The sequence below is a fragment of the Candidatus Dormiibacterota bacterium genome (assembly GCA_035532835.1).
In the GTDB taxonomy this organism is placed as follows: Bacteria; Vulcanimicrobiota; Vulcanimicrobiia; order Vulcanimicrobiales; family Vulcanimicrobiaceae; genus DAHUXY01.
Genome location: DATKQG010000053.1, coordinates 93,587 through 103,827, shown reverse-complemented (window position 1 = coordinate 103,827; position 10,241 = coordinate 93,587). Strand labels below are relative to the sequence as shown.

The 10,241-nt window shown below is 63.1% G+C and carries 8 protein-coding genes, 1 rRNA gene and 1 pseudogene; 2 read left to right on the top strand and 8 right to left on the bottom strand.

What is annotated here, in order from left to right; all coding sequences use genetic code 11:
* From VMW12_07385 to pruA, 3 genes are all read right to left on the bottom strand, one after another.
* Positions 1 to 523 (bottom strand): 16S ribosomal RNA (locus VMW12_07385); the annotation flags it as partial.
* 600 nt (positions 524 to 1,123) lie between these two features.
* On the bottom strand, positions 1,124 to 2,296 hold the full coding sequence (locus VMW12_07380) for a class I SAM-dependent rRNA methyltransferase (GenBank protein ID HUZ49544.1): 1,173 nt from the start codon (positions 2,294 to 2,296) through the stop codon (positions 1,124 to 1,126).
* 5 nt (positions 2,297 to 2,301) lie between these two features.
* The gene (gene pruA, locus VMW12_07375) at positions 2,302 to 3,870 is read right to left on the bottom strand and encodes an L-glutamate gamma-semialdehyde dehydrogenase (protein ID HUZ49543.1); all 1,569 of its coding nucleotides are present in this window, start codon (positions 3,868 to 3,870) and stop codon (positions 2,302 to 2,304) included.
* Positions 3,871 to 4,017: 147 nt separating this feature from the next.
* Here pruA and lhgO point away from each other — a divergent pair, with 147 nt between their 5' ends.
* Together lhgO and VMW12_07365 are read left to right on the top strand one after the other, a co-directional pair.
* Entirely contained in the window at positions 4,018 to 5,241 is a 1,224-nt protein-coding gene (lhgO, locus tag VMW12_07370) for an L-2-hydroxyglutarate oxidase (protein HUZ49542.1), read from the top strand.
* 30 nt (positions 5,242 to 5,271) lie between these two features.
* A pseudogene (locus tag VMW12_07365) lies at positions 5,272 to 5,790 on the top strand (GNAT family N-acetyltransferase).
* A 19-nt stretch (positions 5,791 to 5,809) separates the two neighbouring features.
* Here the strand turns inward: VMW12_07365 and trpA are convergent.
* Genes trpA through trpD form a run of 5 tightly spaced genes read right to left on the bottom strand, consistent with a single transcriptional unit; the run spans position 5,810 to position 10,207 of the window.
* Positions 5,810 to 6,601 carry a tryptophan synthase subunit alpha gene (gene trpA, locus VMW12_07360; protein HUZ49541.1) on the bottom strand — a complete coding sequence of 264 codons (792 nt, stop codon included), beginning with the start codon at positions 6,599 to 6,601 and terminating at the stop codon, positions 5,810 to 5,812.
* Complete coding sequence (gene trpB, locus VMW12_07355; protein HUZ49540.1) at positions 6,601 to 7,788, bottom strand: tryptophan synthase subunit beta; 1,188 nt, start codon at positions 7,786 to 7,788, stop codon at positions 6,601 to 6,603. Before trpB ends, trpA begins: the two co-directional genes overlap by 1 nt.
* Entirely contained in the window at positions 7,778 to 8,410 is a 633-nt protein-coding gene (locus VMW12_07350; GenBank protein ID HUZ49539.1) for a phosphoribosylanthranilate isomerase, read from the bottom strand. Before VMW12_07350 ends, trpB begins: the two co-directional genes overlap by 11 nt.
* Positions 8,395 to 9,189, bottom strand: a complete 795-nt coding sequence (trpC, locus tag VMW12_07345) for an indole-3-glycerol phosphate synthase TrpC (protein ID HUZ49538.1) — start codon at positions 9,187 to 9,189, stop codon at positions 8,395 to 8,397. The genes VMW12_07350 and trpC overlap by 16 nt, the downstream gene beginning before the upstream one ends.
* Positions 9,182 to 10,207: an anthranilate phosphoribosyltransferase gene (trpD, locus tag VMW12_07340; GenBank protein HUZ49537.1), complete on the bottom strand. Its 1,026-nt coding sequence runs from the start codon at positions 10,205 to 10,207 to the stop codon at positions 9,182 to 9,184. The genes trpC and trpD overlap by 8 nt, the downstream gene beginning before the upstream one ends.
* Positions 10,208 to 10,241: the final 34 nt, after the last annotated feature.

The following is a 10,241-nucleotide window of genomic DNA, read 5'->3' as shown; positions in this document are numbered from 1 at the left end:
ATTCCGGACAACGCTTGCCCCCTACGTCTTACCGCGGCTGCTGGCACGTAGTTAGCCGGGGCTTCCTCCAAGGGTACCGTCAATATCGTCCCCTTCGACAGTGGTTTACGACCCGAAGGCCTTCTTCCCACACGCGGCGTCGCTCCGTCAGGGTTGCCCCCATTGCGGAAAATTCCTCACTGCTGCCTCCCGTAGGAGTCTGGGCCGTGTCTCAGTCCCAGTGTGGCTGGTCGCTCTCTCAAGCCAGCTACCCATCGGAGCCTTGGTAGGCCGTTACCCCACCAACTAGCTAATGGGACGCAGTCCCGTCTCTTAGCGGATTGCTCCTTTCATCGTCAAGTGATGCCACTCGACGATCGTATGCGGTATTAGCTAACCTTTCGGTTAGTTATCCCCCACTAAAAGGTAGGTTGACCACGCGTTACTCACCCGTCTGCCACTAGGTATTGCTACCTCGTTCGACTTGCATGTGTTAGGCACGCCGCCAGCGTTAGTCCTGAGCCAGGATCAAACTCTCCATAAAAAATTATGGAGCCTTGAAAAATGGCTCTCAAAACTTCGCTGACTATATTTCAGAACTCGAAACGAAAAATCGAGTTCGCGCCTCTTCTTAAAGAAATGGCTTTCACCACGTCTCTTCGATCGGACGCTAGTCATAAATTGTACGGATATCTCTCGACTCAAAAGACATTGCCTTTCGACCTTGTCTTCTATAGGTCGGAGACCCACAGACTTATGCGCTACTGCACTGTTCAGTTTTCAAGGAGCGAACCCGTTTGCCACACCACGTTAAGCGGATCTTTCGACCGCATTTTCGTGCTGGGGCGCTCAGGCCACGTCGGCTATAATATCGCGGGGGGGTAGCCATGTCAAGCGTATTGGGAAGTATTTTCCGTGCTCAGACGAACGTCGCCCCCAGCACAAGGCCGGACTATTAGAGTACCACAAACGTCTCGTGCGATGCTAGTCGGCAGAGGGGGAATGTCGAAACCGCGCCCTTATAGGTCGGCTTTGAAGTCCAGATCCCGCGAAGCCGCCGCTCGCTCATGAGCCCCCTCCGTCATGCGGTCAACCGATGCTGCGCTCGGCAAGGTCAAGAACCGGGCTCACGCAGCGGCTTGGATCAGGCTCGCAGGAAGAGCGTTTTCAAGTACTCGGTCTCCGGCATGGCGGGGTGGATCGGGTGGTCCGGCGCGTGCGCGTGGCGCTCGAGGAGCTGGAGGCGCCGGCCGGCCTGTCGAGCCGCGTCGTACGCGACTCGCGTGAGCCGCTCGACGGCTAGGTGATGCGAACACGACGATGAGACCAGGTAGCCGTCCTGTGCCAGCACGCCGAGCGCGGCGCGGTGGATGCGCGCGTAACGGCCCTCGCCGGCGGCTTGGTCCTTGCGGCGCTTGATGAGGGCCGGCGGATCGATGACGACCACCTCGAAGCGACGCCCTTCCCCGGCAAGGCGCTCCATCTCCTCGACCGCGTCGCCGGCGATGCCGTCGATACGGGTACCATTTCGGTCGCCGTTTTGCGTCGCGTACTCGATGGCCAGAGCGGAGGCATCGATGCAAACGGTCTCCCCAGCTCCCGCAAGGCCCGCGCTCACACCCCAGGCCCCGACATACGAGAATGCGTCCAGGACGCGGTCACCGGGCTTCACGTAGCGGCGCAAGCGAGCCCGGTTATCGCGCTGGTCGAAGAAATACCCGGTCTTCTGTCCCGCGCGCAGCGGGGCGTCCAGCTCCATGTCCCCTTCGCGGATGGTGATGCGGTCGGGAACCTCGCCGATCGCGTCATCCAAGGCCGGGATCCCCTCCAGTTCGGCCATGGCGCCCGAGTTCCGAACCAAGACCCCGCTCGGAGCCAACACGTCGTTGAGGGCTTGCAGAAACGGCTCGCGCAGGGCCAGCGCTCCGGCCGTATTCAGTTGCGCGACGCAGACGTCGCCGTACCGGTCGAGGACGATTCCCGGCGTTCCGTCGGATTCACCGTAGAGCAAGCGATAGTACGGCGCTGCAAACACATGCTCGCGAAGTGCGAGCGCGCGGCGAATGCGCGCGGCAAACCAGCGGGCGTCGATGGTCGCACGAACGTCGCGCGAAATGACGCGCGCGCATATCAGCGCGCGCGGATTGACGTAGACGATGCCGATCGGATTGCGGCGCATGTCGGTGAGCTCGGCCAGTTCGCCCGGTTCGAACGCCGCGAGCGGGGTTGCGGCGATATCGACTTCGTTCGAAAAGACCCAAGCATGACCAAGGCGGACGCGACGGTCCGCCTTGGCGAGCAAACGCAGCTGCTTCACCCCGATCAGCCGAGTTTGCGCGACATCGACTTGGCTTGCAAGAACAGCAGCAAGTAATCGCGTCCGCCGGCTTTACTATCGGTACCGGACATGTTGAACCCGCCGAACGGATGCGCGCCGACGAGCGCGCCGGTGCTCTTGCGGTTGAAATAGAGATTGCCGACGAAGAAATCTTCGCGCGCCCGTTCGATTTTGCGCTCGTCGGTCGTATAGATCGATCCCGTCAGCCCGAACTCGGTGTTGTTTGCAATCTCGATCGCATGATCGAAGTCGTTCGCCTTAACGATTGCGAGCACCGGGCCGAAGATCTCTTCCTGCGAGATGCGCGCATCGGGTGCGACGTCGGCGATCACCGTTGGCTCAAGGAAGTATCCGGTCTCGCCGACCCGCTTGCCGCCGGAAACCAGACGCCCTTCACGCTTGCCGATCTCGATATACTCCGAGATCGATTTCAGCGCCCCGGCGTTGACCACGGGGCCCATGTAGTTGCCGTTATCGGTCGGGTCGCCGACGGCGATCTTCGCAACGCGGGCGCGGACTCGTTCGACGAAATCGTCGTAGATCGCCGCATCCACGATCGCGCGCGAACAGGCCGAACACTTCTGCCCTTGAAAACCAAAGGCCGAAATCACGACGCCTTCTACCGCGGCCTCGATATCGGCATCGGCAGCGACGACGATCGAATCCTTACCGCCCATCTCCGCGACGACCCGCTTGATCCACTTCTGCCCCGGTTGCGGTTTAGCCGCGAGCTCGTTGATGTGCAGCCCCACCTCTTTGGAGCCGGTGAACGAAATAAAGCGAATCTGGGGATGCGCGACAACGAGATCGCCGATCTCGCTGCCCGAACCCGGGATGAAGTTGACGACGCCGTTCGGCACGCCCGCTTCGGTAAGCATATCGACAAACCACGCCGCAACGACGGCGGAATCGCTCGAAGGTTTGAGCACGACGGTATTTCCGGCGACGATCGCCGCAGCCGTCATTCCGGCCATGATGGCGCCGGCGAAGTTCCACGGCGGGATCACCGCGCCGACCCCCAGCGGGATGTACACCATCTCGTTCTGTTCGCCGGGAACCGGCACGATCGGTTGCGGCTGCGCGTAACGCAGGGCCTCGCGCGCGTAAAACTCCAGGAAGTCGATCGCCTCGGCGATATCTCCGTCGGCTTCGGGCCAGCTCTTGCCCACTTCATACACCAGCAGCGCGTCGTATTCGAAGCGGCGCTCGCGCATCAGCGCGGCGGCTTTGAAGATGTATCCGGCGCGCTCGTGCGCGGGGAGGCGCTTCCAGCTCTCGAAGGCGCGCGCGGCCGCATCGACCGCCTGCAAGGCCTGCTCCTTCGAAGCGGAGCTCACGATGCCGACGACTTGGCTCGGGTCGGCCGGGTTGACCGAACGGATCTTCTTCTCGGTTTCGATGCGCTTGCCGTCGATCACCAGCGGATACTGTTTGCCGAAGGTCGCCTTGACCGTCGCGAGCGCGGCACGCATGGCCGCGATATCCGCAGGGTCGGTAAACGACTTGATGACTTCATTCTGAAAAGGGGCGATGCGTTCGAGCGTGGTCGTCACGATAGGTTATCCTTACAAAAGCATCCAGAGGGGACACGGGAGTCTTCAACCCGGCCTGCAGGTTCCATTCTGCCCTACCGCGGCCAAGCGGGCCTGCCACTATTCCGCTAGCGGGCCCATCCCGCAGATGCGAGAATCGTCGGTGATATGACGTACGATATTGCGATCGTCGGCGGTGGCATCGTCGGCCTAGCGACCGGGCGCGAGCTCCTTTTGCGCCACCCCCATCTCAAGCTGGTGGTGCTCGAGAAAGAAGAGATTCTCGCCAAGCATCAGACCGGGCACAACAGCGGCGTGATCCATTCCGGCATTTACTACAAGCCGGGGTCCCTGAAAGCCAAGCTCTGCGTCGAAGGTCGCCGCTCGCTCTGGGAGTACTGCGATGCCAAGGCGATCCCGTGGAAGGGCGTGGGCAAGCTCATCGTCGCCACCGAAGAGCGCGAGCTCCCGCTGCTCGACGACCTCTATCAGCGCGGCATCGAAAACGGCATCGAGAATCTTGAGATCGTCGACGTGAAGGGCATCAGCGAACGCGAGCCGCATTGCCGCGGCATCAAAGCGATCTTCTCGCCGGTGACGGGCATCGTCGACTACGGCGTGGTCGCGCGGAGCTACGGTGACGACATCAAGGCCGCCGGGGGCGAAATCTACACCGGCTGCGAGGTGAAAGGCATTTCGCGCAAAGGCGGCGTGGCCGTCCTCGATACGAACCAAGGCGATTACCAAGCGAAGTACGTCATCACGTGCGGCGGCTTGCAATCGGATCGGCTCGCGCGCATGACCGGCGGCGGCAGCGATCCGAAGATCGTTCCGTTCCGCGGAGACTACCTGATCCTCAAACCCGATAAGCGCGATCTCGTGAAGGGCAACATTTATCCGGTGCCCGATCCGAGCTTCCCGTTCTTAGGCGTCCATTTTACGCCGCGCATGAACGGCGATATCTGGCTCGGGCCCAACGCCGTCCTCGCGTTCGCGCGCGAAGGCTACACGTTCACCACGATCAACCCGGGCGATCTGCTCGAGACGCTGACCTACCCCGGCTTCATCAAGCTCGCATCGAAGTATTTCTCGACCGGCATGGGCGAGATGTACCGCGACTTGCTGCGCGGCGCATACGTGAAAGCACTGCAACGCTACATTCCCGACTTGAAGGTTGAAGATACGCTCCCGGGCCCCTCGGGCGTCCGAGCGCAAGCCATGATGGCCGACGGCACGCAGGTCGACGACTTCGTTTTCGAGGGCGACGAAGGCGTCGTGCACGTGCGTAACGCCCCTTCGCCGGCGGCAACGTCGTCGCTCGCGATCGGCCGGTTCATCAGCGACGATGCCGACAAGCGCTTCGGATTGGGAACCATACCGGCATCCGTCTAAGCAGTTCCGAGCCGATATCGGCGCGAAGGGCCCGCAGCAATGCGGGCTTTTGTCATTCGCCGCGGCCACATCGCCGATTTCGAACCGCTCTTGCAACTCTTCGAATCGGTTGCCGCCGAGCGCCTCTGGATCGGCACCGAGCCCGGCTTCGACCGCGATCTCTATCGCGAACGCTGGCTCCACAATCTCGCCGATTCGAATCGGCCGCTCTTCGTCGCATGCGACGGCGAGCGCATCGTGGGAATGCTTGCCGTGAACGAGCACGAAGCCTTCGGGCCGACGCTGGGCATGCTCGTCGATGCGCCGTATCGCGGGCAACGTGTCGGCGCGGCGTTGATGGACGCCTGCATTCGTTGGGCTACCGAGCGCGGGCTACCGGCCATCCATCTGTTGGTTTTCCCGCACAACACCCGGGCGCGCGCGCTTTACCAGCGCAAAGGATTCGTCGAGGTCGAACGATTCGAACGCGACGTCACGCGCGACGATGGACAAATCTGGGACACGATCCTGATGTCGTTGCACCTTCGCGAGGATCGAGCATCGCTTTAGCGCCTCGCGCTCGCAGGCGCTATCGAACCGATGCGGCCCTCAAGGACGCGATGAAACGTCCCGCCCGCTCCTCCGCTTCTTCTCCGTCGACGCCGCGATACGCGTCGATCAGCGCGCTCCCGACGATAATGCCGTCGGCTAGCGGGCCGACCTCGCGCACGTGGTCGGGGTTGCTGACGCCGAAACCCACCGCCAGCGGCGTGGCGGTAAGGCTGCGCAACATCGCCAGTTGCGACCGCAACGGGTCGAAGTTGGGGGCCGTATTGGCGCCGGTAACGCCCATGCGCGATACCACGTACACGAATCCGGTGGCTTGGGCCACGATGATTCGCGCGCGCTCGCGTGTGGTTGAAGGCGCGACCAGCAACGGCATGTCCATTCCGTGCTGCGCGAGCAAGCCTGCCAATTCGGCCGATTCCTCCAGCGCGATGTCGGGAACGATCGCGCCGCTCCCGCCGGCCTGCGCGAGATCGCGAGCGAAGCGTTCGATGCCGTATTGGTAGACGGGGTTAAAGTACGTAAACAGCACGATCGGCACGCCGCCCGCATCCCGGTATCTGCGCACCAGCGCGAGCACCTCCGCGATGCCGATATCGTGCGCGAGCGCGCGTTGGCCGGCAGCCGCGATGGTCGGCCCGTCGGCGAGCGGGTCTCCGTACGGAACGCCCAGTTCGATGGCGTCCGCACCGGCTCGCGCCAACGCGTGAAGCACGCGCTCGCACGTTGCCATATCCGGATCGCCGGCCATGACGTACGGAATAAGCGCCGAACGGCCTTCCCGGCGCGCTCGATCGAAGATCTCTCCCAACATCAACCTGCCGCCCGTTCGTGCGCGCGAACCTGGGCGATGTCCTTATCGCCGCGGCCGCTGAGATTGACGACGATTAAATCGTCGCTCCCGCGCTCGGCGGCAAGCTTGCGTGCGAACGCCAACGCGTGCGCGCTCTCCAAAGCGGGAATGATGCCTTCGCTCCGAGCGAACCCGTGGAACGCTTCAAGCGCTTCATCGTCGGTAATCGGCACGTAGGTAGCCCGCCCCGAATCTTTGAGAAATGCGTGCTCGGGACCGACGCCGGGATAATCCAGCCCGGCGCTGATCGAATGCGTATCTTGTACTTGTCCGCGCTCGGACTGCAACAGATACGATCGCGACCCGTGCAAGATACCGACGCTACCGGCGCCGAGCGCGGCCGCCGTCCGGCCCGACGCGATCCCCTCGCCGGCGGCTTCGACACCCCAGAGCCGAACGCTCGGGTCGTCCAGGAACGCGGCGAACATGCCGATCGCGTTACTGCCGCCGCCCACGCACGCGATCACGTCGCTCGGTAAGCGGCCGAACCGCTCCAAACACTGAGCGCGCGTTTCGTCGCCGATCACCCGTTGGAATTCGCGAACCATGTACGGATACGGGTGCGCGCCCACGACGCTACCGATGACGTAGAACGTCTCGTCCACCTCCGACGCCCAAACGCGAAAGGCTTCGTTGGTCGCGTCTTTGAGGGTCTGCGTGCCGCCCGTCACCGGATGCACGGTCGCACCCAAGAGTTTCATGATGTAGACGTTGAGCGCCTGACGTTCGATATCGAGCGCGCCCATGTAGACGTCAACCGGAAACCCGAGCTTCGCGCCGACCGTAGCGGTGGCTACGCCGTGTTGCCCGGCGCCCGTCTCGGCGATTAGCCGCTTCTTTCCCATACGGCGCGCGAGCAGCGCTTGGCCGACGGTATTATTGATCTTGTGGGCGCCGGTATGATTGGTGTCTTCTCGCTTGACGATAAACGGAACGTCCGAGCGATCCTGCGCGTATCGCTCCGCGCGGTATAACGCCGACGGGCGGCCGACGAAATCGCGCAAGATGGCGTGATATTCGCTCCAAAAAGACGGGTCCGCAACCGCCAGGGCGAGCGCCTGCTCCAATGCCTCCAGCGCTCCAACCAACACTTCCGGAACGAAGCGTCCGCCGAAAGCACCAAAGTAACCGCGTGAATCAGGTTGCATCGCTATCCCGTACGGCCGTGATGAATGCGCGCATTTTATCGAAATCCTTACGCCCATCCGTTTCGATGCCGCTGCGCGCGTCGACACCGAAAGGATGAATCGCTGTAATACAGGCGGCGACGTTTTGCGCACGCAACCCGCCGGCAATCCACACCGGCCGCTCCCGCGCGATCGGCTCCACGATCTCCCACGCAAAGGGCGTACCGCTGCCGCCGGCGAGCCCCGTGCTCCCCGTATCGAACATAACGGTCGCTTCTTCGTATCGGTTGCAACGCTCGCGCAGCGAACCGGTGGCGTCCTGCGCGCCGACGTGGATAACCTTTACCGCACGCCGCGCGTACGGTGCGATCCAGCTCGGGCTCTCGTTTCCCGAGAATTGCAGCAGCGCTTGCGGGAACAACTCGAGGACGCGACCCACCTCGTCCCGGCTCGGGTCCACAAAGACCGCTACCGGAATCGGCGACTCGGCCGAAAGCTCGCGAGCGATTGCCTCCGCGGCGCTCCATGCAATCAATCGCTCCGACGGCGCGAAGATCATGCCGAAGTGCGAGGCGCCGCTGCGCCCGGCTAACACCACGTCATCCACGCCGGTCATACCGCAGAACTTTACGCGCGCGTGCATGCCTTCATTGCCACGATCTGTTGTGCCGGATCCTCCGAACGCATCAGCGACTCTCCGACCAGAACGCCGCGCGCGCCCGCCCGTGTGAGCCGCTCGACGTCGCGAGGGCCGCTCATCCCGCTCTCGCTAATCGCAAAGATCTCCGGCGGCACCAGCGGAAGAATACACTCGCTGACGGCGAGGTTGGTCGTCATGGTTCGTAAATTGCGGTTGTTGACGCCGATCAGCGTTGCTCCGAGGGTAAGGGCACGTTCGAGCTCGTCTTCGCCGTGCACTTCCACCAAGACGTCGAGGCCGAAGAGTCGCGCCTCGTCGAGGCACGCGCCGATGCTCGCATCGTCGAGTCCCGCGACGATCAGGAGAATGCAGTCCGCTCCGTATGCGGCCGACTGCGCGACCTCGTAAGGACCGCTCAGAAAATCTTTGCGCAAAAGCGGCAGCTTCGTTGCATCGCGCACGTCCTGCAAGAAATGCAGATCGCCCAAAAAATGATCGCGCTCGGTCAATACGCTGATCGCATCGGCGCCGGCGCTTTCGTACAAGCGCCCGATTGCGACGTGATCGAAATTGTGAGCGATGAGCCCCGCCGACGGCGACGCCCGTTTGATCTCCGCAATGACGGCGGTTCCGTTGCTGGCCCGCAGGGTGGCCAAAAATGGGCGGCGGTTGCTAACAGTCGCGAGCGCGCGCTCGCGCAAGGCCGCATAGGGCTCGTCGCGCATTTCGACTTCGAGGCGCCGGGCTCGGGCTTCATAGATCTTCTTTAGGACGTCATCCACGAGCAATCTCCTTAGCGCGTTCGAACGTCCGTAGCGCCGCGCCGCTCAATAACGTCTCGCGCGCGCGCTCGAACGCCCGTTCCATCCTCGTTTCACTCCCCGCCGTGAATAACGCAAGGGCCGCGTTCAGCGCGACGACATCGGCTCGAGCGGAACGCTCCCCGCCCAGAATCGAAAAGAACGCCTCGGCGCAGAGCGCCGTCGATCCGGCGACGATCGATGACAGCGGAGTGCTGACGCCGTAATCGCTCGGGTCCAGTTCCCAACGGTGAGCGCCCGTTTCGTCGAACGAGTACACCGTGGAGACTCCGTGTCCGGCGACTTCGTCGATTCCGCCCGCGCCGTGAACGACGGCGCCACGTCGAACGCCGAGGTCGCGCAATACGTCACCGACCAGCCCGGTCAGCGATTCGCGGGCCACCCCGACGATTTGCACGTTGGCCTTGGCCGGGTTCGTAAGCGGGCCGAGAACGTTGAAGATGGTCCGCACGCCCAACTCTCGACGAATGGGTGCGATATTCTTCATCGCGGGATGGTAGCGAGGTGCGAACATGAACGTAAAGTTGGACAACTCCAGCATCTGCGCGGCGCGCTCGGGCGCTACGTCAAGCGGTAGCCCCGCGGCTTCCAGGACGTCGGCGCTACCGCACGCGCTGGAAGCGGCGCGATTCCCGTGCTTCGCGACCGGTACGCCGCAGGCTGCCACCGCTAACGCGGCCATGGTTGAGATGTTGACCGTGTTGGCGCCATCGCCGCCGGTTCCGACGACGTCGACGAGCAGCTCGAGCCGATGCTCGACGTGCAGGCTGCGCTCGCGCATCGCGCGCGCCGCGCCCACGATCTCGTCCACGTGTTCGCCCTTGGCGGCAAGCGCCGCCAAGGCGCCCGCGCCCTGGATCGCCGTCAACGAACCATCCATGATCGATCCGATCAGGTCGGCCGACTGCGATGCCTCGAGGTGTTCGCCGGCGAGCAACCGGCGCAGCAGCGGTGCGTACTCCATGCTATAAAAAAACACACGGCGGCTCGAAACGGTTCGAGCGCCGTGCGTT

Coding starts and splice junctions, on each gene's coding strand:
- trpB (HUZ49540.1), bottom strand. CDS start 7,788: ATGCAACCTGATTCACGCGGTTACTTTGGTGCTTTCGGCGGACGCTTC.
- VMW12_07350 (HUZ49539.1), bottom strand. CDS start 8,410: ATGCACGCGCGCGTAAAGTTCTGCGGTATGACCGGCGTGGATGACGTG.
- lhgO (HUZ49542.1), top strand. CDS start 4,018: ATGACGTACGATATTGCGATCGTCGGCGGTGGCATCGTCGGCCTAGCG.
- trpA (HUZ49541.1), bottom strand. CDS start 6,601: ATGTTGGGAGAGATCTTCGATCGAGCGCGCCGGGAAGGCCGTTCGGCG.